Source organism: Pseudocnuella soli (assembly GCF_004347775.1).
Taxonomy (GTDB): Bacteria; Bacteroidota; Bacteroidia; order Chitinophagales; family Chitinophagaceae; genus Flavisolibacter; species Flavisolibacter aquaticus.
This window is the reverse complement of the sequence record NZ_CP037755.1, coordinates 311611-332885: the sequence shown is the minus strand read 5'-3', so window position 1 is coordinate 332885 and position 21275 is coordinate 311611. Positions and strand designations below refer to the sequence as shown.

25 protein-coding genes are annotated in these 21275 nt (G+C 49.5%); 6 read left to right on the top strand and 19 right to left on the bottom strand.

The features are described from left to right. Positions 1–785: 785 nt before the first annotated feature. The 6 genes from recR to EPD17_RS01385 all read right to left on the bottom strand — a co-directional run bounded on the left by recR (position 786) and on the right by EPD17_RS01385 (position 4580). Positions 786–1403: a recombination mediator RecR gene (recR, locus tag EPD17_RS01410; RefSeq protein ID WP_132051144.1), complete on the bottom strand. Its 618-nt coding sequence runs from the start codon at positions 1401–1403 to the stop codon at positions 786–788. Positions 1404–1693: 290 nt separating this feature from the next. Continuing rightward, positions 1694–1924, bottom strand: coding sequence for a hypothetical protein (locus tag EPD17_RS01405; RefSeq protein ID WP_114235557.1), 231 nt, complete (start codon positions 1922–1924; stop codon positions 1694–1696). 140 nt (positions 1925–2064) lie between these two features. After that, positions 2065–2430: a hypothetical protein gene (locus EPD17_RS01400; RefSeq protein WP_132051142.1), complete on the bottom strand. Its 366-nt coding sequence runs from the start codon at positions 2428–2430 to the stop codon at positions 2065–2067. 158 nt (positions 2431–2588) lie between these two features. After that, positions 2589–2840, bottom strand: a complete 252-nt coding sequence (locus tag EPD17_RS01395) for a hypothetical protein (RefSeq protein WP_114235559.1) — start codon at positions 2838–2840, stop codon at positions 2589–2591. A 136-nt stretch (positions 2841–2976) separates the two neighbouring features. Beyond that, on the bottom strand, positions 2977–3387 hold the full coding sequence (locus EPD17_RS01390; RefSeq protein WP_114235560.1) for an OsmC family protein: 411 nt from the start codon (positions 3385–3387) through the stop codon (positions 2977–2979). A 161-nt stretch (positions 3388–3548) separates the two neighbouring features. Further along, on the bottom strand, positions 3549–4580 hold the full coding sequence (locus EPD17_RS01385; RefSeq protein ID WP_132051140.1) for an asparaginase: 1032 nt from the start codon (positions 4578–4580) through the stop codon (positions 3549–3551). A 304-nt stretch (positions 4581–4884) separates the two neighbouring features. Here EPD17_RS01385 and EPD17_RS01380 point away from each other — a divergent pair, with 304 nt between their 5' ends. Together EPD17_RS01380 and EPD17_RS01375 are read left to right on the top strand one after the other, a co-directional pair. Further along, entirely contained in the window at positions 4885–5142 is a 258-nt protein-coding gene (locus EPD17_RS01380) for a hypothetical protein (RefSeq protein WP_114235562.1), read from the top strand. Positions 5143–5235: 93 nt separating this feature from the next. Next, the gene (locus tag EPD17_RS01375) at positions 5236–6696 is read left to right on the top strand and encodes a glycosyltransferase (protein WP_165929485.1); all 1461 of its coding nucleotides are present in this window, start codon (positions 5236–5238) and stop codon (positions 6694–6696) included. Positions 6697–7152: 456 nt separating this feature from the next. Here the strand turns inward: EPD17_RS01375 and EPD17_RS01370 are convergent, their stop codons facing one another. The 6 genes from EPD17_RS01370 to EPD17_RS19820 form a co-directional block, all read right to left on the bottom strand. Further along, positions 7153–7746 carry an NUDIX domain-containing protein gene (locus EPD17_RS01370; RefSeq protein ID WP_132051136.1) on the bottom strand — a complete coding sequence of 198 codons (594 nt, stop codon included), beginning with the start codon at positions 7744–7746 and terminating at the stop codon, positions 7153–7155. A 68-nt stretch (positions 7747–7814) separates the two neighbouring features. Continuing rightward, entirely contained in the window at positions 7815–8822 is a 1008-nt protein-coding gene (locus tag EPD17_RS01365; RefSeq protein WP_132051134.1) for a Gfo/Idh/MocA family protein, read from the bottom strand. Positions 8823–8898: 76 nt separating this feature from the next. Beyond that, positions 8899–9852, bottom strand: coding sequence for an alpha/beta fold hydrolase (locus EPD17_RS01360; RefSeq protein WP_132051132.1), 954 nt, complete (start codon positions 9850–9852; stop codon positions 8899–8901). A 58-nt stretch (positions 9853–9910) separates the two neighbouring features. Then, positions 9911–10285, bottom strand: a complete 375-nt coding sequence (locus tag EPD17_RS01355) for a response regulator (RefSeq protein ID WP_132051130.1) — start codon at positions 10283–10285, stop codon at positions 9911–9913. A 30-nt stretch (positions 10286–10315) separates the two neighbouring features. After that, entirely contained in the window at positions 10316–10741 is a 426-nt protein-coding gene (locus tag EPD17_RS01350) for a hypothetical protein (RefSeq protein WP_132051128.1), read from the bottom strand. A 139-nt stretch (positions 10742–10880) separates the two neighbouring features. Next, on the bottom strand, positions 10881–11021 hold the full coding sequence (locus EPD17_RS19820) for a hypothetical protein (RefSeq protein WP_165929484.1): 141 nt from the start codon (positions 11019–11021) through the stop codon (positions 10881–10883). 249 nt (positions 11022–11270) lie between these two features. Between EPD17_RS19820 and EPD17_RS19815 the strand changes: the two genes are divergently transcribed. After that, positions 11271–11441, top strand: coding sequence for a hypothetical protein (locus tag EPD17_RS19815; protein ID WP_165929483.1), 171 nt, complete (start codon positions 11271–11273; stop codon positions 11439–11441). A gap of 95 nt (positions 11442–11536) precedes the next feature. Here EPD17_RS19815 and EPD17_RS01345 read toward each other — a convergent pair whose 3' ends face one another. Next, the gene (locus EPD17_RS01345) at positions 11537–12121 is read right to left on the bottom strand and encodes a putative periplasmic lipoprotein (protein WP_132051126.1); all 585 of its coding nucleotides are present in this window, start codon (positions 12119–12121) and stop codon (positions 11537–11539) included. Positions 12122–12270: 149 nt separating this feature from the next. Further along, a complete protein-coding gene (locus EPD17_RS01340) occupies positions 12271–12855 on the bottom strand; it encodes a hypothetical protein (protein WP_132051124.1) in 585 nt (194 codons plus the stop codon). Between the two features lie 390 nt (positions 12856–13245). Here EPD17_RS01340 and EPD17_RS01335 point away from each other — a divergent pair, with 390 nt between their 5' ends. Continuing rightward, positions 13246–13737 (top strand): DUF6799 domain-containing protein, encoded by a 492-nt coding sequence (locus EPD17_RS01335; RefSeq protein WP_132051122.1) that lies wholly within the window; start codon positions 13246–13248, stop codon positions 13735–13737. A gap of 141 nt (positions 13738–13878) precedes the next feature. Here the strand turns inward: EPD17_RS01335 and EPD17_RS01330 are convergent, their stop codons facing one another. Continuing rightward, positions 13879–14304, bottom strand: coding sequence for a DUF4345 domain-containing protein (locus EPD17_RS01330; RefSeq protein WP_132051120.1), 426 nt, complete (start codon positions 14302–14304; stop codon positions 13879–13881). Between the two features lie 230 nt (positions 14305–14534). Between EPD17_RS01330 and EPD17_RS01325 the strand changes: the two genes are divergently transcribed. Next, positions 14535–15329 carry a hypothetical protein gene (locus EPD17_RS01325; RefSeq protein WP_132051118.1) on the top strand — a complete coding sequence of 265 codons (795 nt, stop codon included), beginning with the start codon at positions 14535–14537 and terminating at the stop codon, positions 15327–15329. 22 nt (positions 15330–15351) lie between these two features. Here EPD17_RS01325 and EPD17_RS01320 read toward each other — a convergent pair whose 3' ends face one another. Both EPD17_RS01320 and EPD17_RS01315 read right to left on the bottom strand, forming a co-directional pair. Continuing rightward, positions 15352–16479, bottom strand: a complete 1128-nt coding sequence (locus EPD17_RS01320) for a glutathionylspermidine synthase family protein (RefSeq protein ID WP_132051116.1) — start codon at positions 16477–16479, stop codon at positions 15352–15354. 100 nt (positions 16480–16579) lie between these two features. After that, positions 16580–16882 (bottom strand): hypothetical protein, encoded by a 303-nt coding sequence (locus EPD17_RS01315; protein ID WP_132051114.1) that lies wholly within the window; start codon positions 16880–16882, stop codon positions 16580–16582. A gap of 203 nt (positions 16883–17085) precedes the next feature. Between EPD17_RS01315 and EPD17_RS01310 the strand changes: the two genes are divergently transcribed. Further along, positions 17086–19524 (top strand): S9 family peptidase, encoded by a 2439-nt coding sequence (locus EPD17_RS01310; RefSeq protein WP_132051112.1) that lies wholly within the window; start codon positions 17086–17088, stop codon positions 19522–19524. A gap of 125 nt (positions 19525–19649) precedes the next feature. Here EPD17_RS01310 and EPD17_RS01305 read toward each other — a convergent pair whose 3' ends face one another. After that, a complete protein-coding gene (locus tag EPD17_RS01305) occupies positions 19650–20537 on the bottom strand; it encodes a class I SAM-dependent methyltransferase (RefSeq protein ID WP_132051110.1) in 888 nt (295 codons plus the stop codon). A 253-nt stretch (positions 20538–20790) separates the two neighbouring features. Further along, positions 20791–21189: a hypothetical protein gene (locus tag EPD17_RS01300; protein ID WP_132051108.1), complete on the bottom strand. Its 399-nt coding sequence runs from the start codon at positions 21187–21189 to the stop codon at positions 20791–20793. Between the last annotated feature and the right edge of the window lie 86 nt (positions 21190–21275).

The window sequence follows — 21275 nt, the reverse complement described above, 5'->3', positions numbered from 1 at the left end:
GGGAAACTACTACAGGGGAGTATGTTCACACGTTTATTAGTTCTGTTCCCACTACGGGGTTTTGGCCGAACAATAAACAAATCCGCCAGCAGGGGCAAAGATAGGGGTAAAAAGTATCATGCGCTATGGTGGGGATTGGAGGGGAAGTTGGGTGGCGGCAATGGAGTAAAATCGGTGTTTGCAAAACCACAGGGTCCGGCCTTGTCATGCTGAGCGCAGCGAAGCATCTGAGCTTTGCACTAGGGGAAATGTTGATGGAAGAAGGAGCCTGCTACTTTTGCAACAGTACGTATTTACAACACTCAGATGCTTCGCTGCGCTCAGCATGACAGGCAGAGTGTTTGGCAGATGAGCAAATTGTTTGATGGGCAAAGAGTGAGTTGATTGATGACAAGCAGCCCGAAGGGCTGCAATATGATTAGCCGCCGGGGCAACCGGCGGTTACAGAAATGAATTAGTAAGTCGGTAACGTGCAACCCCGAAGGGGTTGAACATGCGTAAGGCGCAGAACAGGTGCAACCCTTCGGGGTTGAGTGCACCACGCGGAATTGTTATCCACCGGTTGCACCGTCGGCTATTGGTGGTTAAAGCCTTTCGGGCTTGGGTTGCAAATGGTTTGAAACGATTATTTGTTGCGCAGTATTACCAGCAGTACAAGTGTGCGACGCAACCGGTGCACAATAGCAATACAAATGCTGGTAACATAAAAAAGCCACCCGGAACAGAGCGGCTTTGCTATTAAAAAATATTGGTGTTCGAATGTTCGTCATTCACAAGGAAACGGGCTACCTGCTGCCCACATAGCTTTCCACCGGAAGGCGGTTTTGCAGGGAGCGGGCAAGGGTCATTTCATCGGCGTACTCAAGCTCGCCGCCAAAGGCAATGCCGCGGGCAATGGTAGTAACCTTGATGCCGGGCGGCAATTTCTTTTGAATGTAGTAAATGGTGGTATCGCCCTGAATGGTGGGAGACAACGCAAAGATCACTTCGGCCGTGCCTTCTTTTTGCGTTCGATGAATCAATGTATCGAGGTTGAGCTGCGACGGGCCCACGCCATCGAGCGGGGAAATAACACCCCCAATTACATGATAGGTGCCATTGAACTGCTGCGTGCTTTCCAACGCAATTACATCGCGGATATTTTCCACCACGCAGATCACATCCTGCTTGCGGGCGGCGTTGGCGCAGATGGAACAGGTATCGGTATCGGCCACGTTGTGGCAGCGCTGGCAAAACTTGATTTCGCTGCGCATGCGGGCCACAATCTCACTGAAATGCTGCACTTCTTCGGCGTCTTGCTTCAACAGGTGCAGCACCAGCCGCAGCGCTGTTTTTTTGCCAATTCCGGGCAGTTTTGCAAACTCATTTACCGCCGTTTCGAGCAGTGCACTTGAGAACTCCATAAGGGTGCAAATTTACCGAAAACCTGCCGTGAAACCGCACCGTTTCAGCGGGATTAACAGAGGTTTGAGGGGAAGAATTTCGAACAGATGAACAAGGAGCAGACGAACAGAAGAAGTTGAGTGAGAATATCGAACAAGGAACAAGGAATGATGAACCGCAGAAAGAAAATTAGGAATGATGAATGATGAGTTACTAATTTGGAACGAGCCCAATAATCAATAATCCATCATCAATAATTCATCATTCCCTTCGTCATTCATCTGTTCCTTGTCCGTCTGTTCGATCTTCCTCAAGATCCGCTTTCGCTGTTTTTTCGGTAGTTGTCAAAGTTTTCCCGAACATCTTCCTGGTTGGCGGCGTTGTCTTCGCCGGGGTTGTTGTCCTGGCTTACACCGCTGATGTGGCCCTGCTCGTTGGGCTTCAGCGTGGAGTACTCATCCTGCTGGCGCAGTGCACTGTCCATCTCGGTGGGTTTGGGGTAAGATTCGGGGCGGTGTTGTTTATTTTTTTCGTCTGACATGATCATGTTTTTATCGGTTCAATGAATTGCGCAGCAGCAAACGCCATGGTTTGTTGCCCTTGTAAAAACCAGAACGCCTTGTCCGTAAAAACAAGGCGCACTGGTTTAGCCACCGCGGTGGCTGCAAGCAATCGGATGCATTACATGCCACCTGCGCCGTTGCGGCTGTGGCCCATGCCTTCGTCATCCATGTCGTCCATGCCGCCAGTATCGGTGCGGCCCGAGCCTGCGCTACCGCCACGGCCTGCATCACCGCTATCGAGCGGCTGGCCAGAGGAGCCATAATCGGCTACGCTGGAGCGGCCAAGGTTTTGCTGCCCGCTGCTGGTGTCCTGGCGACGGCCTTCCTGCTCCATATCGGAGCGCTGGCCCTGTCCGCCCAGGCCTTCAGAGCTGCGGGTGTTGCCCATGTCGGAGCCTTGCATGCCCGATGTGTTTTGCTGGTCGTTCATGCTGCTGTCCGAACGCTGGTTGCGGCCCATGTCCTCGTTTCTGTTTTCTGACATAGTTGTACATTTTTTAGATCAAAAAAATTATATGGCAGATCTGTTGGTAAAAACATTGTGCCATGAGGGTTTGGTGTTTAATGTTTAAAGTTTAAGGTTCAATGTTGTATGGTAAAACCCAACCTTAAACTTTAGACTTTAAACCTTAAACTGGAGCGCTAGCTCGGCGATACTTGCCCGTCGAAATCGCTGCCGGTAACGCTGCGCTTGGTGCTGATGCCCGAGCTGTGCGTGCTGCCCACAGTGCCTTCCGATGGGCGTTCGCTCATGCCGGCCGACTGGCCGCGGCGGATGTTTGCATTGCTTTCGCTGCCTACGTTTTTAACCTGGTCATTAGGGTTAGTGTAGTTGTCCGAACCCGATTCGTTTTGCTGGCCATCCAGGCGTTCATTGTTGTCTTTCGTGTTCATGGTTGTCATTTTTAAGGGTGAATAAAGAGCCGCCCCGGTTGTGCGGTGCGGCCTGCCTGTTAGCGGTTCTAAAATGGTGCCGGAAGCAAAAAGCCCCGCATCTTGCGGGGCTTTTACTGCGTTTATAAAAAACGAATTAAGACAAGGTAGCTTCCGAAGAAATTTCGGTATTGAGCAGCTTGGAAATCGGGCAGTTTTGCTCTGCATTTTTCACTGCTTCGTCAAATTGCTCTTTGCTGATATTGGGCACGGAGCCGGACACGGTGAGGTGCGATTTAGTAACCGAGCCGTTTTCAAAAGTAATGTCGCATTTGGTTTCCAGGCGGTCGGCAGTAAAGCCTGCTTCGTTCAATACAAAGCTCAGCTTCATGGTAAAGCAGCCTGCATGTGCGGCAGCCACCAGCTCTTCGGGGTTGGTGCCAATGCCATCGGCAAAACGGGTGTTGAACGAGTATTGCGTTTCCTGCAGCACTCCGCTCTGGGTGCTCAGGTTTCCTTTACCTTCTTTACCGGATCCGGTCCATACGGCTGTTGCGTTACGAATCATGATGTTATTGGTTTTTGTATGATCAATGAATAGCTAAGTTATCGAAGCAGCGTATAAATAGTAGTGGGTGGCGGGCAATAAGTAAAAAGTAAAAATTCAAAAGTCAAAAAGGCTTGCCTCATTCGGTAGCCAATTGTGCCTTTTTACTTTTGAATTTTGAATTATCGCGTTCCTTTTTCTTTCGTCAACTCTCCTGCAATATCGTCTTCCAGCAGCAGCTCCAGGCGCCGGCCGCGCAGGCCTTTGCCCATGCCGTACATCAGTTTGGCCACGGCCGCTTCAAAGGTCATATCGTAGCCGCTGGCCACGCCCATTTCTTTCAGGGCACGGCTGGTATCATAGCGGCCCAGCTCAACAGAGCCCACAGGGCACTGCGAAATGTTGAGGATCGTTTTGCCATCATCAATAGCGCGGCGCAGGGCCCGCAAAAACCAGCCATTGGTGGGCGCATTGCCCGAGCCAAATGTTTCCATCACAATAGCTGCCACATCCACATCCAGCATAGCTTCCACTGTGCGGGGCTGTATGCCGGGGTATAATTTTAAAACGGCAATAGAAGGATTGATCTCGGTTTGCACATGCAGGCTGCAATTGGGGCAGGGCCTGATGTTGTTGTCATTGAACCTGAGGTGCACGCCGGCTTCGGCCAGCGGCGGGTAGTTGGGCGACCGGAACGCCTCAAATTTATAAGAGCTGTATTTAAAGGTACGGTTGCCGCGGAACAACTGGAAGTCGAAGTAAATGCTTACCTCCGGCACGCGGGCCTTGCCGTCTTTTTTAGCTGAAGCAATTTCCAGCGCCGTGATGAGGTTTTCTCGGGCATCGGTGCGAATTTCGCCAATGGGCAATTGCGACCCCGTAAATACCACTGGTTTATTGAGCCCTTCGAGCATAAAGCTCAGTGCCGATGCGGTGTATGCCATTGTATCCGTTCCATGCAGGACCACAAAGCCGTCGTACTCGTTGTAATGGTCACCAATCTGTTTGGCCAGCTGCACCCAAATGGCGGGTTCCATGTTTGATGAGTCAATGATGGGATCAAACGAAACCACCGTGATCTCGTAATCTAGCCGCTTAAGCTCGGGTACATTTTCCACAATCTGCGAGAAGTTGAACGGCCGGAGCCCGCCAGTATTGGTGTCGTTCATCATGCCGATGGTGCCACCGGTATATATAATGAGAATTTTGGTCATAGGTGCTAGCTGCAATGGATGTATTGCGGCCTTTGGGGTTTGCAAACATCCCTCCAATAAAAAGGGCAAAATAGCGCAATTAAGCAATAGTGAGTGGGCGGTGGCGGGGCGTCATATTTGCAAAATGAACATAAATCAATGGAAGATGGTTTTCATTATCGAACATCTATCGGTGGATAAATATGAAGTGCAAAAGGGTGCATTTCTGCGAATTATATTTTTATTTGTTTAGCTTGCTATCGCAGCCATGCTTAACCGAAGCGGCGCTGGCAACTCCGATACCTGTTTTTGATAACCAAATTATATGGGTAGAATCTTTACCGTGGATTTTTCTTTTGAAGGCAGGCAATACACTGCTTTTGTAAAAATCACCACAGCTTCCGATCTTTTTTCGGTGCACATACAAGTGCCCGATACTACCCTGCACCACCTTATCCCAAACGGCACCATTATGTACAAAAGCACCGAGGGGCTTTCATCGCTGCAGCGTGAAACCAACGGTCCGTCGTACGAATTGATCTCCCGTATTGTTCAGGCTATTGAGCGGTATTTGGAGCAATAGCTGTTTTTACTTTTCCGCCAATCATTAAAGGGCACCAGTTTTGTTGGGGTTTTGGCCTAATACAGTTGCTCTGTGGCCGATCCAGTAAAAATTGTGGCGTACGTTGTTTTTGGAGTTTATGTGCTTACAGCCGCATGGCTGCTCATCAATGGGCTGGTGCAGCTGCACCTGTTGTGGCATTATAAAAAAAAGAGCCGGCGCAAAAGCCCGGACGCTGCACTGCCTGGTGCGCTGCCTTTTGTTTCGATACAAATACCCGTATACAACGAGAAATATGTGATTGCGCGGCTGATGCACAACCTGGCGGAGCTGGATTATCCAAAGGATAAATTTGAGCTGCAGGTGCTCGACGACTCCACCGATGAAACCTCCAACATTATTGATGCGGCGGTATGGCGCCTGCGGCAAAATGGCATTGATGCCACCGTGCTGCGCAGGCCGGACCGCAAGGGTTACAAGGCCGGTGCGCTGCAGGCAGGCATGGCCCATTGCAAAGGCAACCTCATTGCTATTTTTGATGCCGACTTTACGCCAGACCCGCAGTTTTTAAATAAAATGGTGCCCTACTTTACCGACCCTAATGTGGGGCTGGTGCAGGCCCGCTGGGGCCACCTCAACCGCGAACAAAACCACCTGACCCGCATACAAACTTTTTTGCTCGACACGCATTTTTCGGTGGAGCAAACCGGCCGCAGTAATGCCGGTTATTTCATCAACTTTTGCGGCACTGCAGGCATCTGGCGCAAAGAGTGTATTGAGGCTGCCGGCGGCTGGGATGGCAATGTATTGAGCGAAGATCTGGACCTGTCGTACCGGGCACAGATGAAGGGCTGGAAACTGGTGTACGACCAGGAGATAGAAGTGCCTGCGGAGTTGCCTTCGGTGATTGAGGCATTTAAGGTGCAGCAGTTCCGGTGGACAAAAGGCATGGCGCAAAGCCTGCGCAAAAATGTGCGGACACTACTGGCCGCAGCGCTACCCATTGATAAAAAGTTGCACGGTGTTTTTCACCTGCTGTCGTCGTTTTTGTTTGTATGCCTGTTTGTAAATGCGCTGCTTACGGTGCCGCTGCTTGTGTTTCGCAACATGTATCCCGAGATCATGGAGTGGAGCAAATACACCGTTATTACTGGGCTGAACCTGGTGGCGCTAACAGTATTTTATTACAATGGCGCTGCTGTTGGTGGCAGGCAGGGTGTGGTGCAGTTCTTTAGGCATTACCCTATTTTCCTGGTGGTGTATATGGGCCTTTCGGTACAAAATGCCTGTGCAGTGATGCAGGGGTTTTGGGGCTCCAAATCCGAGTTTGTGCGTACGCCCAAAATGAGCGATGCATCCAGCAATAACGCTTACCTGGAGCGAAAGATCAGTTGGGTATATGTGTTGGAAGTTGCTGTGTTTTGTTATTTCCTGGGCGGTATTGGATTGAGTTTTTATTTCCGCGATTTTTTCCTGCTCCTGTTTTTTTCCATGATCGCCGTAGGGTTGGGTTATATCGTGTTTGCGTCCATGCCAGTATGGCGGCCGGTGCGGTTGGCAAAAATGGCGTCGTGAGGGGAATGGTGAATGGTGAGTGGTGAATTGTGAATTACGAACGAACCCGTTGTGGGAGATTTTAAAAATGAATAGAATATTTTGGGCGTAGCCCAAACCAGTTGGTAGCAAAACCCGCTAAACATTTTGTTCATTTCCGTTGATCGTAGATCAACCCTGCAGCCATTTGCAATATGGACAGCGTGTGCCCGTGCACCGGTTTGGGCTACGCCCAAATGATTTTCATGGTTTACATGTTGCTACCAAATGGTGTGGGCTACGCCCACTTTTTTCAATGCAAAATATTTGCGCTATTTCTTCACCATCCACTTCATTGATAAACCCTAATTATCAATATTCAAGCATTCCCCACCGGCTGTTCCCTTCTGCGGTTCATTATTCCTTATTCCTTGTTCGATATGCTCCAACCAACTTCATCTGTTCCTTGTTCGTCTGTTCATCTGTTCGACATTCTCATCATTCATTCCCCCGTTCCAACAGTCCATTTATCTGCGCATATTGCAGCAACAGCACCGTTTTCGCATCTCTTATTTCGCCACGGTTCATCATCGATACCGCCTCGGCAAACGGTATTTCCCGAACCGTAATTTCTTCGCCTTCTTCTTCCAATCCGCCGCCATCTGAAACCTGTTGCTCTTTGTTGTATTTGCCCACAAACAGGTGGATCAACTCCGTAAGTGCCCCGGCCGATGAATACACCGAAAGCACTTGGCGAACTTCCGTTACCTCATAACCCGTTTCTTCCCTGATCTCCCGGATAATGCTGTCCTTTGGATCCTCGCCATCTTCCAGCAGGCCTGCAGGCGTTTCCAGGAGCATGCCGGTTGCATTGCCGTTTACATAGGTTGCAATACGAAACTGCTCTGTGAGTATAATCGTTTGTGCTTTCCTGTTATACAGCAATGCGGTGGCCGCATCATTGCGAAACAACACCTCGCGGTGTTGTGTTTCAATGCTGCCGCCTTTTTTGCCAATGTCAAAACTGATTTTTTTCAGCTTAAAATGTCCGTTGGAAAGTATCTCATTGGCCTTGATGTGAACTTTGGGCATAAAGTTGAAAAGGGTTGATGTTTTGCAATGGGCTGCATGCAATGCGGCGTGGCAGTAACTACTCGTGACTATTTTAGCTCCACCCGCTGACCGGTTTCCATTGCTTTGTAAATAGCCTGTATGATCGCCACATCCTGCCGGCCCATTTCGCCCGGTACCGGTGTGGGACGTCCTTCTTTTAAGGCCAGCGCAAAATCATCCATCTGCGCTGCCTGCTGGTTGATGTCGGCAAATTGCAAGGGCCCGTCGCTGGTTTTACCCTGCAGGCCGTTGTAATCAAATGCGGGGTCGAGTTCGGCAAAGCCCCGTTCTGCCTCAGCCCGCAGGTAGCTCATGCGCTTGACGTATGTGGTGCTGCATTCGGCGGTGATGCCATCCGGAAATTCCATTTGCCAGGTCATTGATTCTTCCACGTCTTTGAACTTTTCAGGCTTTGTTTTGGCGCCTTCCTGTGCTGTTACAGCAATCGGTTCCATGCCGGTAGTGTAGCGGCATGCCTGTATGCAGTAAATGCCCAGATCCTGCAGCGGGCCGCCACCCGATAGCGCTTTTTCAATACGCCATCCGTCCGTGTCGGCCATGCCATGATCGGACTTTATTTTTTTCAACGGGCCAAACGGCTGCTCCTTTCCAATGCGCATCATTTCGGCATTGAAGGGCTCAAAATGCAGACGGTAACCAATCGACAATTGCACGCCTGCTTTGTTGCATGCATCAATCATGCGGTTGCAATCTTCCACCGAAAGGGCCATAGGCTTTTCGCAGATCACATGTTTGCCCGTAGCAGCGGCACGGATCACATACTCGGCATGCATCGAATTGGGCAGCACGATGTAAATAATATCAATGTCGCTGTTATTGGCAATTTCTTCGAAGTTTTGATAGTTGTAGGTGTTGGCTTCCGCGATGTTGTATTGCACCTGCCACCTCTTGGCTTTTTCCTCCGAGCCGGTAACAATACCTGCAAGGTAACAATGCGCTGTTTGCTGCAGTGCCGGTGCCAGTTGTCCTTCGCTGTACGATCCAAGTCCTACCAGAGCTATGCCGAGCTTTTCTTTTGTATTGCGGTTATCCATTGCTGTTGGTTTATGTATAAAAATATCTTGCTGCAGCCATTTATACAGGTAAAATTTTCGCTTCTTAATTCGGGAGTTATTTAGCGATGAATTGCAACACTGCTTTCCTGAAATCTTCGGGTGCCTGTATGTGCGGTATATGGCCCACGCCGGGCAGTTCCACCAGTTCTGCGCCTTTAATTTCCTTTTGCAGCCAGCGGCCCAGTTGGGGATAATTGCCGTGTTGCGCAGCCACTGCTTTTTCCAGCAAAGCTTTGCCCACTACCGTGCGGTCTTCCTGGCCAATAATGAGCAACGTAGGCGCGGCGATGTTTTTAAACTCATACACTACCGGCTGTTCGTAAATCATCTGGTAGGTAAGTGCGCTGGCCCAAGTGGCCTGTTTGAAATCGGGTTGTTGCAAGGCATCATATTGTGCCGTCACGTATTGTTCGTATTCGGGCTTCCATTGGGGGTAATAGCTTTGCTGGTATTGCCGCAGCGATGCCATCGTTGCTTTTAGTTCTGTGGCGTATTGTGCATCCACCGGTTGGTAGGGAACAAAGGTTTTGTAATCTTCCAGGCCGATCGGATTTTCATAAATCAGCTGCGCCACCCGTTGCGGGTACATCAGTGCAAAGCGGGTAGCCAGCATGCCGCCCATACTGTGCCCCAACACAGTGGCCTGCTGCACGCCCAGCGTATCGAGGATTTGCCGTGTATTGTGGGCCAGCAGGTGAAAACTGTAATGAATATTGGGCTTGTCTGACCGGCCCCACCCTACCTGGTCGGGTACCACCACACGGAAGCCGGCTTGTTGTAAAAAAGGGATCACTTCTTTCCAGTAATAGCCGTTGAAATTTTTGCCGTGCAGCAGCAAAACGGTTTTGCCGTTGGGTGCAGCCGGCGCCACATCCATATAAGCCATTTTTACCGGCTGCCCTTCTATGGTGAGTGATACAAACCGAACGGGGTGCGGATAGTTGGCGGCTTGCGCCATTACCGTTGCGGCTGCAAAAAGGGCCAGCAGCAGCAAGCTCATGTTCTTCATGCGGTGATGTTTAGAACAAGAGGTTACTCAATTTTTGCACCAATATGGTTAATGCCAGTTACATGTCTGCTTTATCATTCGGGTAACCAGAAATGCGGGCATTGGGTGCTGCTTTTTGAAGTGCCTCTATACAATATGGAGAATGTATAAAGGGAGCTGAAACGATGATAAAGTCTGGGTTAATTTCTTTTGCGCGGCTCAATGCGTCACTAATCGTGTGGGAAATGTACACTTCAAAATTCTTGCGTACAAAGTATTGCTTCACCAATAAGCAAAGGTCCACTTCGTCTTCAAGAATCAATAACTTTTCCCGCACTGCTCTTATTCGGGTACCCGAATGGAGCTGTTCCCTGTTCGTTGTTTTGGGAGCATCAGAAAATAGTTGTTGTAATTCCTTTTTTATATTGTCGAATATTTCCTCAAGGGTGGCCATTTTCCATCTTTTTAGGTAGAAAAGTTGGTGCTACTGCTGCTCTACAAAACTGTCAATCGGAACCCTGATCTGCCGGTCGGGCATTTCGTCCATTACTGCCAGCAGGGTTACTTTTCCCTCTTTGCCTTCCACGGTGATGGTGAGGTTGCGTACCTCGCTATCGGTGCCGTTTTTTAGCTGCACTTTCATTACCGATTTACCTTCTTTAAAAGGCACCGTCCAATTGCAGGTTTTTGATACAATGGTACCGGTCATGGTTTGGTCGTGGCCGGGTGTAATAACGATCGAATCTTTGTTGATGGCAACCGTGCTGTTTTCCTCCACGGTGCGGTCCACGTTGCCCGATGCATCAATGTATTCAGTTTTAGAAGAAGAAAGAAGCACATTTTTGTCGCACTGTGCCAAAGCTGTAGTAGTAGCTGCCAGCAGCAACAGGGTAAAAACGATCTTGTTCATGGTTAAATGTTTTGGTTAAAATACAAAACGGCATTGCAGTTTTATAGTGTTGTGCAGTTGTAGTCAGAAACTATTTGTTTTGGAAAAAGCAGCTCTATAATAAAGGCGCAAACCGGAAGGCTGCGCCTTTATGTTTTGCTTAGGGTTGTTGGCGGGTTGTGTCGGTTGTGGTTGTTGTAGTAGTATCCATTGCATCGGTAGTGGGCGTAGTAGTGGGTTGCGGTGTATTGCATTGTACAAAAACAGTGGCCAGTATGGCCAATAGCAAAAGCTTTTTCATGGTGTTGTTTTTAGGTGTAATATTTATTGAATGCCCATCGGCCGCAAGAATGCCACCAGAAACAACAACAATCGGTGCCTGTTGCCACTTTCTGTGCCCGATTTGGACATTCAGCCGGGCTTGTTGCGCCAGCGCCGTTATGTGGATGTCCCAAATGCTGCAGCAACAAAGCATTTAGCCAGTTGCTCCGTCGGTGCTGTTTTGCCGCAGGGGCATGGTTTTAGTACCGTTTTGCAGCAAAAACAGACTATGAAAGAAACGGATAAAAAAGGGCCAATGGATATGCCGGCAACCACCAGCAACGAACCCATTCAGCCGGTAAATGCGGATGCACAAAATCCGTCAACCGACCCACGCGAAACACCAGAAGAAGACGACGGTTTTGTAGTGGTCGGCTCCGGCCTCGGCATCGACGAATAGATAATATTGCTCCAATGCAAACGCCTTGCAACTGCGATGATTCATCACGGTTGCAAGGCGTTATTTTTAAATCAACTTGTATTAAAGAACAGGTATTATTGCTTCGGCGGCGAGATCATGATATGGGCGCCGTGTGTGCCGGGGTCCATGATCCATGGCATTGCAGGCCCTTCGGGTTTTAGCGGCAGGCCGGTGCTTTCGGCGGTGGCATAAGGTATATACACCACGTAGCGCAGGTAGCCGTTTTTTACACCGCCACCGCCTTCCACATCTTCATCTTTTGCCGTGTACACAAACAGCGTAGTGGGTTGTTTGGGCATCGCCAGCTTGCCGGCTTTTACTTCCTGCTCCCGCAGATCAAATATTTCGCGGCCTTGTTTGCCTTCTTTGCGCAGGGCACGGCCACGTTGCATAAACGGCTCCAGGTCGCGGTGATAACAAGCCGCCGAAAAGCCGGCCTCAAAAGGATTGTCGGCCAGGCAAATCAGTTCGTTGGTGCCTTTGCGCAGCACCACCACTTCTTTGTTGGCATCATAGCCATACACGGTAGCGCCGGCCCGCTTGTCGGCCGGTGCAGCCAGCAGCGCCTGTTTGATCTGCACTTCCGCAATGGGCACCTTTTGCTGTGCACAAGCAGTAAACGCAGCGCTGCACAGCAGCAAGCTGAAGTATCTTTTCATGGATCCAGGTTTAGTGGGTTTATTAAAATGGCTTCTGTTCGCTGCATTGCAGCGAGCATTGAAGGGTTATTGTTTATTGTAATGTACGCCGTTTGGCAAACATTTGCTGCAAGTGATCCGGCTGAAAAATGCGTTTGTATAAATGCAGTCTATTGCCTGGTATGAGCTGCGCTCAGCTCGGCTATGTTCCTGGCTTTGGCTGCAGTCAGCGCTTTGTCGGAAATCTGCCGCAGCAGGTCATACTTTTTCCCGTTCCATCGCCAAACGGGGTAGCTAAACCCGGGACCGCCAATCACCAGGTCGGGATAGCCTTTGCTGGTTGTGGGCAGCACATCGGGTGCTGTGCCCGGAAAACCCAGGTTGCTTTCATATCGGCCTGCGGCATTTTTAATAAACAACACTACCGACGAACCGGTATGCCCCGATGTAAACGAGTTGCCATACACCACGAACAGTTCCTCAACACCATCCCGGTTCAAATCCGTGGGCAATACCTCCGCGGTAAACGGAAATTCCTTTGCATCGGCACCGGCTATAAATTGTTTACGGTCTGGCGCAACCGAAAAACCTAGTTGCTTAAAAATGCTTTCTTTATCGGCCGCGGTGAGTTTGGTGGTAACGCCTTTAAACAGGAGTTGCACACCGGCACTGTTGACTGTATGGGCAACAGTTTGTTGTGCACCAAGCGGCAACACATTCAAAAGCGACAAGAGTAAAATGACTGTTGGCTTCATGCTGTTGGTTTTGGCTAAAAAATAAAAAAGATGCGCTGCGGAAACAAGCAGATGTGCAACGACAAGTGACTTTACGCAGCCAAAATTTTTCGGACATCAAAACGAATTACCTGCTGCCGTTTGTGCATTATTCATGGTATGCAACAGATTTTAATTTCAATGAAACACGATATTCTTTGTTGCAGCTTTTACACAAAAAATGCAGCAACATTGAACGGTTGTGTCCTGTTTAAACAAGCTAAACAGAGCCGTTTGCACGTTGAAAATTTCCCCGATCAGTAGTTTTGGCACACATTTTTTATACACACCAAACAAAAGGTGTGGCGTGCAATATTGCCCTGCATATGCATGGTACAGTTTGCCTTAAACCACGCTTCAAAATCAGTCATTATGAAAAAGATATTTGCATTGGCATTTGCTGCCGTTTCCCTTGCCGCCTGCAACGACGGCGAAAACGCAACTGTAAGCACCGAAACCACAACGGTGCCCGAAACAACAACCATGGATACAATGGGCGCTGCTGCCACAACATCGGACAGCTATGCTTATGCCCCTAGCGAAGGTGACGTTACCCGTCGCGGCGATGATGTAATGGTGTACCGCAACGGTGCATGGGTAGAAGCTGATAACGATGTGCGTCTGGATGATGGTGTAGTAGTATATCGTGATGGCCGTGTAACCCGAGATGGCAATGAAGTAGTGCTGGAAGACGGTGAAGTAGTGTCGAAAACCGGTCGCTTTTTTGACCGTGCCGGTAACGCTATTGAAAACGCCTGGGATAAAACCAAATCAGGTGTGAAAAAAGCCGGTAAAGAAGTAGGCGATGCTGCCCGCAAAGCAGGCGACAAAATTGAAAATGCTGTCGATAACGACAGAGAGTAACCCGTTTATTTTTTGTTGGAACATCCCTGTCTGCGCCATGCGGACAGGGATTTTTTTTGCCTGTTCCAAATAGAAAAGAGCAACCGGAGTTGCTCTTTATGTTGGTTTGTATTGGTTGCGGGAAAATGGTGTCAGCTTTAATTAACGCAGTGCCGGTGTTTGCTTTGCATACGATCGTTTGCCCAATAAAAACAGCGTAAGCGCAATACCAAAAAACAGCGACTCGATGGTGAGCCATTTGGTGCCAAATGCACCGAGGCTGCCTTCGTTGAAAATGGTGATGATGCGCGACACGGCATAAAGTCCCCACAAGAGGGAAAGCAGCGCCAAACCTTCCTGTACATTTTTGCGGATGGTGTACAACAAGGCCAACACCAATGTAAGCCCCACGCCGCCATACACACCGCGGATGGAGCTGGCAGCGTCGTTGTTTTCCAACGTTACTTCTACCATGTCCATTACCGATTGCGGGTTGGCAAAGGCCATCAGGCTTACCGACAGCAGGCTGCAGGCCGATAATAAAATAAATCCTTTGGAGAGCATTGGAATAATGGATGATTTTTTCATAAACAGTTTGTTTTATTTGTTGCACAAAGCTGCTGAGTGCTGCACACAAAAATCTTGGCGCACACCAAGATTTTTGTGCTCTAGGCCCGCTATGTTGCGGCATATTACTGCCAGGCAATCCAGTACAATCATGGCCATCACACAATAGGCCCGTTCATCCCAAATTCATGCGGCCGGCCGTGGTGGCGTTGTCAGTAGCTAAAACATATTTCACCCCAAAAACCAATGTTATGCGGGCAGCAACCAACTCCTTACTGCTTTTTTCCGTTTTGCTTTTTGGCCTTTTTGCCTGCCAAAAAGATCCTGTGCCACCGCCCGAAACACTGCCGGCAAAGACGGTAAAAAAGGTGAGTTGGTCGGAGCAGGACTTTGCTACCTACGAGTACAATGCAGCAGGCTTGCTCACCCGGCATGTATCGCAGTGGGCCAATGGTGCAGGCAGTGTTAACCGGCTCAACAGCGTGTATACATACAACGATGCAGGACAGATCACCCGCTGGCAAAATGAAAGCGGCCACGCTACGTTTGTGTATACAGATGGCAAGTTGGAAAGTTCTGATCATTTTTTATCCAACGGCCGCAAACTGAGCTCCATGACATACGGGTTTGAAAGGGGCAAGCTGGCGTGGGTAATTGAACACAACGAACTGCGCATGCCCGATGATGTGCTTCAAACAAAAGTGAGTTATGCTTACCATCCCAACGGCAATGTGCGGCGCATAGATTTTGCTTATCGCTACCAACTGACCGAGGCGTTTACCACCAATTTTTCAAAGCTGTTTGAAACATACGACAACAAGCCCAACCCGGAGCCGGATGGCGTGCTGGGCGTAGTGCTTCCGGGTGTGGTGCTGCACCGCGACAACCCACTGAAGGTATCCACACTGCTGCCCAATAATACGGTGGAAGCAACCAGCAGGTTTGAGTACACCTACAATGCGGAAGGATTGCCACAGCAACGCAAACAGTACAATGCCTCAGGCGGTGTGGAGCAGGCACCCACGCAATCCACGTTTCACTATTAACCGGTTGTGGGTTGCCGTTAGGTTAGGCAAAATAGTGCGGGCAAAACCTGCTGGTGTTGCCGGTGATCAATCCGTCTGATTCGCGGATGCCAATGCCGGCAGGTTCGCCGCCAATAAGCCAACTGCCTATTACGGCTTTGTTGCCGCCAAACTCGGGCAGTGGTGCATATTGCTGGTAAATAAAACCTTCCTCGCCATAATCGCCACCCTGTTGCTCTACCACGGCACCGTTTTGAATGATGCTAACGTTGGCGCCTTCGCGGCTGAACACGGGCTTTTTTGCATAATGCTGCAGGCCGCCGGGCCCGTTGTAGTGGGCCGGTAGAATGTAGGGTGAGTTGGGAAACAATTTGTGCAGGTACACCAGCAGCATTTTGTTGGATAGAATGGCTTTATACGGCGGTTCGATCCACAACGTTTTTTCCATGTTGTGACCCAGGTACGGGCTGAATTCTTCGTTGAACATCCACTCCCACGGGTATAGCTTAAAGATGTTGGGCACCGGCTGTCCCGAACCGGTCATAAACTCGCCCAACTCATTTACACCCAGGTCTTCGATGTGTACAAAATCGTTGGCAAGGCCTGCTTGCAGCGCACAATCCTGCAGGTATTTCACGGTCATAAAATCTTCTACATTGTCCTTTACCGAAGTAAACCACAACGTGCCGGGTTTCAGGTGCGCAGTACAATCCTGCAGGTGTGCTACCAGCTTTTCATGTATGGAATTGAACTGGTCGTACACGGGGTCAAACTCCTGCAGCCAGTACCATTGTATCACCGATGCTTCGAGCAGTGAAGTGGGCGTATCGGCATTAAACTCCAGCAGCTTGATTTGCCCATTGTTGTATGCCAGGTCAAGGCGTCCGTAAAACGACGGCTGGTCCTCTTCCCACGACCGTTCAATGAGATCGGCAAAAGCAGCATGTATGTGAAAATCGGAATACAATTTATTTCCAATGACATGCTCCACCACCGCCAGGCACATGTCGAAAATTTCGGCGGTGGCTTTTTCCAACGCATCTATTTCATCGGCCCTGAATGCATAAGCCGCTGTTTCGTTGTAGTAGTTATTGAGGTCGTAAAAAAGAAAGCCTTGCTCTTCTACTTTTTGGGTCCAGTCGGGGCGGGGTGTAATAGCAATGCGTTGCATAAAGGGAAGCAGCGCAAAGCCTGTTGGCCATGCGCCTTTTTTTATAAAAAAATAGATTGCTGTTGGTAAACTGCGATGTGCCTGAAATGCGGGCAGGCGCTTATCCCGAAACGGTGCGGGAAGAAGAACCAAAACCGCCGGTGCGTATTTTGGTGGGTGTAAATCCGGGCCGGCTGATTTGTGATGCCGTAGCGCCGTTGTATGATGCGGGGCTGATGCGGCCCAGCAGCAGGGGATACCAAAAGCCGCCGTAGTGGCGGTATTGCTGGCCATTGAGGGTCGTGTCGCGGGTACGGCCGCCTTCATCGCCTACAATCCAGTCGTCTTGTTTTTCCTTGCCGCCGCAACTGCTGATGGCAGCCGCCAGCACACTACACAGCACAATACTTTTTGACTTTTTCATTTCGGCTACAATTTAAAAAATTAGCGCCATCTGCCCGGCTTTACCCGCAAGAATTATACAATATTTACCGCTGCAAATGTCTTTGCCGTTGGCAAAAAACAACAGGTTCCAGCGGCTGCTAATGAAGCATCAGTGCGGTGTTGGGCCTATTTCGTACCTTTTGCCCGCAACACATGATTTAAATACAGAAAAGCTCACCCGCAATGAAATTGAAACCAATCGTTTGGTGCCTTGCCGGCCTGTTGATTTTATCCGGACCGCTGCAGGCGCAAACCGCAGCCACCTATCAAACACCACCCAAAGACATTACCGACCTGCTGCTGGCCAAGCCTACACCTACCGTTAGCGTGGATGGCAAGGCCGAGTGGATGCTGCTGAGCGAACGGGCCTCGTACCCCGATGTGGAAGAGCTGGGCCAGCCCGAACTGCGCCTTGCAGGCCTGCGCCTCAACCCCGAAAACTTTTCGCCGAGCCGCCAGAATTTCATCAACAATTTCCGCATCAAAAACATAAAGACCGGTAAGGAAATGCCGGTTGCCGGCCTGCCCGCTGGCCTCCGGGCCACCTCCGTTTCGTGGAGCCCCGGCGAAAAAAAGATTGCCTTTTTGCAAAACAATCCTACACGCGTTGACCTGTACGTGATTGATGTGGCTACGCAAAAAGCTACCCGCATCAGCAAGAGTGCGGTGAACGCCACACTGGGCGCCGCATACCAGTGGGTAGATGATGCTACGGTGTTGTATAAAGCAGCTACGCAACCGGCCACTGCGGCACCCAAGCGATCGCTTACACCCAAAGGGCCTGCCGTGCAGGAAGCACTGGGCAAAGCCGCACCCAGCCCCACTTACCAGGATCTGATCAAATCGCCGTACGACGAAGACCTGTTCCAGTTTTATGCCACGTCGCAATTGGTGCAAAATAGGAATGACGTGGAAACAAAACTGGGCACGCCGGCCATTTACACAACCGTATCCCTATCGCCGGATAAAAAATACCTGCTGACCCGCACCCTCAACCAACCGTTTTCTTACCTCGTTACGGCCAACGGTTTTCCTTCCAGCATCCGCATTTTAGATGCATCGGGCAAGGTGGTAAAACAACTGTTTGAGCTGCCCTCGGCCGAAGGCACGCCCAGCGGTTACGACAACACGCAAAACCTGCCCCGCGGCTTTGACTGGCGCGACGATGAAGCGGCCACGCTGGTATGGGCGCATCCGCTGGATAGCGGCCTTATCAAAAAAGAAGTGCCGCACCACGATGCCGTATATGCACTTGCGGCACCATTTAGCGGGCAGCCAAAAGAAATATTCCGCACCGCCATGCGCTACCGCGGCGTGCAATGGGGCAATGCCGAACTGGCGTTGGTAATGGAAGGCCTGCGCTCCAAACAGGTATCCCGCACCAGCCTGTTCAACCCCGCTACAGGCAAGCTGGAAACACTGTACGACCTGAGCCAGAATGATGCGTATAACAACCCCGGCACGGCGGCGACACGTAAAAACAATTTTGGCCGCCCCGTAATTTTTACGGTTGATGGCGGCAGCAGCCTGCTGATGAACAACACCACCGGCGCATCGCCCAAGGGCGACTTGCCGTTTTTGGCAAAATATAACCTGGCCGCTAAAAAAAGCGAGGTGATCTGGCGCAGCAACGAAGGGGTGTATGAGTACGTAGTGGATGTAATTGACGCCGATAAACTGGTGCTGCTTACCCGCCGCGAATCGCAAAAAGATGTGCCCAATTATTACATCAAAAACCTGGTGCGGCGCATTGCCGACCAGCCTGTTACGGCCTTCACCAATCCATACCCGCAAATGGAAGGCGTGAGCATGCAAAAGATATTCTACAAGCGTGCCGACGGTGTGGACCTGACCGGCAATTTGTATTTACCCAAAGGATACAACAAGGAAAAAGACGGGCCGCTGCCAACAGTGATCTGGGCTTATCCACGTGAGTTTAATTCGGCTGATGATGCAGCGCAGGTGCGTGGTTCACAATCGAGGTTTACCACCATTGCTGCTGGCTCGCCGATCTTTTATGTAACACAAGGTTACGCCGTGCTCGATGCGGCCGAAATGCCCATTGTAGCAGCGCAAGGCAAAAAACCCAACGACAACTTTATCGCTCAATTGGAGCTCAATGCCCGTGCAGCCATCAACAAGCTGGCCGAAATGGGTGTGGGCGACACGGCCCGCATGGCAGTGGGCGGCCACAGCTATGGCGCTTTTATGACGGCCAACCTGCTGGCGCATACCAACCTGTTTAAAGCCGGCATTGCCCGCAGCGGTGCATACAACCGTACGCTGACGCCGTTTGGTTTTCAAAACGAAGACCGCACCTACTGGCAGGCGCCGCAACTATACTACGAGATGAGCCCGTTTAGCTACGCCAATAAAATTAAAACGCCGCTGCTGCTGATCCATGGCGAGGCCGACGACAACACCGGTACCTACCCCATTAACAGCGAAAGACTGTTCAACGCCGTAAAAGGCCATGGCGGCACGGTGCGCCTGGTGATGCTACCTTACGAGGCGCATGGCTACCGTGGCAAGGAAAACCTGCTGCATGTGTTGTGGGAGCAGTTTCAATGGCTGGAGCGATACGTGAAAGGAGCGAAGACTACTACGGCAAAAGCAATGTAGTTAAGTATATCAATAAACAAAGAAGCCGCATCGAGGGATGCGGCTTCTTTTGTTATTAGCTTTTGCAAGCTTCATTAGATTTCATCTTTTGCCAGCATTCAAATAGAGGCGAAAAGCGCAACTGGCTATACTCGCTGAATCCACAAACTTCCGGGCCTGCCTTTAAAAAACAAGGGAACTTTTTCCTGCAATACTGCGCTGTATTCCTGTTGTATAAAATCTGCGAAGAAGATTATTTTAAAGGCATTGTTGAACAAAAGAAAATTGTGCACGCAGTACAGTTCATTCCAGTTAAGCCGGTGTTCAAAAAGCCATTCTTCCGGGTATTCAAACGGGTAAAAGATGTCGTGAATATGAACAATCACTCCCTTGTTTAAAACGGGCAGAATTTCTGTCATTAAATAATTGACGTCACTCCCGGTTTTAGACACATGCGAATTGTCAATCAGCAAAATGTCGTTGGCTTCTAATTGTTGAAACGTTTCTGGCGGCACATGCTGCACAATGTCTTTGATGATCGTTGTGTTCTTGTAGTCATCTTTTTTCAAAAGCCCGGTTAGCCGATCTTGTGGATTGGGTTCTATAAACGTCAGGTCAATCGGGTAATCTAAAAATTCATCTTTTGTGTCCAGAATCAGCGCAGAAGAAAAGCCGGAACCAACCTCAATAATCCTGCGCGGCCTGAAAGCATTGAGCATACCAAACAACACCCATCCATCGGCATGTTCATAGGTTTTATTGTTGTAGTAGTACCGGTACTGTTGCGTCTTATTATCTGAAAATGGAATCTTCTGGCTGTGTGCTACAATCTGGTCTAAAACGTTTTCCTGGCCTGCTGTATTCAAATCGATTCCCGGAAGCTTTTTACCTTTTTTCCAAATAGTTTCCTTCCTGGCTGATAGATCGGCCAGATCTACAACTGGCGAATAATAATGGCCCGGTCGCTGTGCGCAGTTTTCCCGGTAGAAATATGCGTACCGCAAATAGGGAATCTTACTCAGAATGCTTTTCATATTTTCTGCATTAGGAACACTGCCAATCGCTTGCGAAATGTTTTGAATGATTGATCTGCCAATACTTATTTGCTGCACATTTTTTTGCTACAACACTCCGCCATATTTACACTTAACGTCAAAAGCGTTTGTGAAGGAGTGGTTTACTGTGTTTCCTCAGCTTCACTTTTGCGGTGTCGTAGATTATATTATATCGTTGAAAGATAGTTTGTCGGCCATTCTTTTACAAACGCTCTGTTAGCGGCATCGTAGACTACTTCAGCGAATCTAAGCTTGTAAATGGCTCTAACTTACCATCTGAAAACCCCTTGACAGTAGTATCAGCCGGTTTAAAATACTTTGTCGGAATAACTTTCTTGCCAATGCTGTAAGAGTCCACAGCCAGCAACGACTTTCCGTCAAAATCATAAACAACTCTTCTGCCATCAAGTTTTCCGTTGTATAAAAATGCTTTGCCCATCAGCTTGCCGTCTCCATAATAGTCAACTTGGAGCATCCGCAAGCTATCATATTTGTATACCAACCACTCAGTACCAACAATTCCATTCAATGAATCAGACTTCACCAAAACATAATCGGCTTCGTCAAAAACTTCCTTTTTAGAGTGGCAGCTAAATACGAAGAGTACAAGTAATAATAGAAGCTTTCTCATAAGCACCTAACCATATAGTAAAAGTTTCATTTGCCGCTAACTACTGTTGCTAACAGGCTACATTTTACTATTTGCCATGCAAAAAT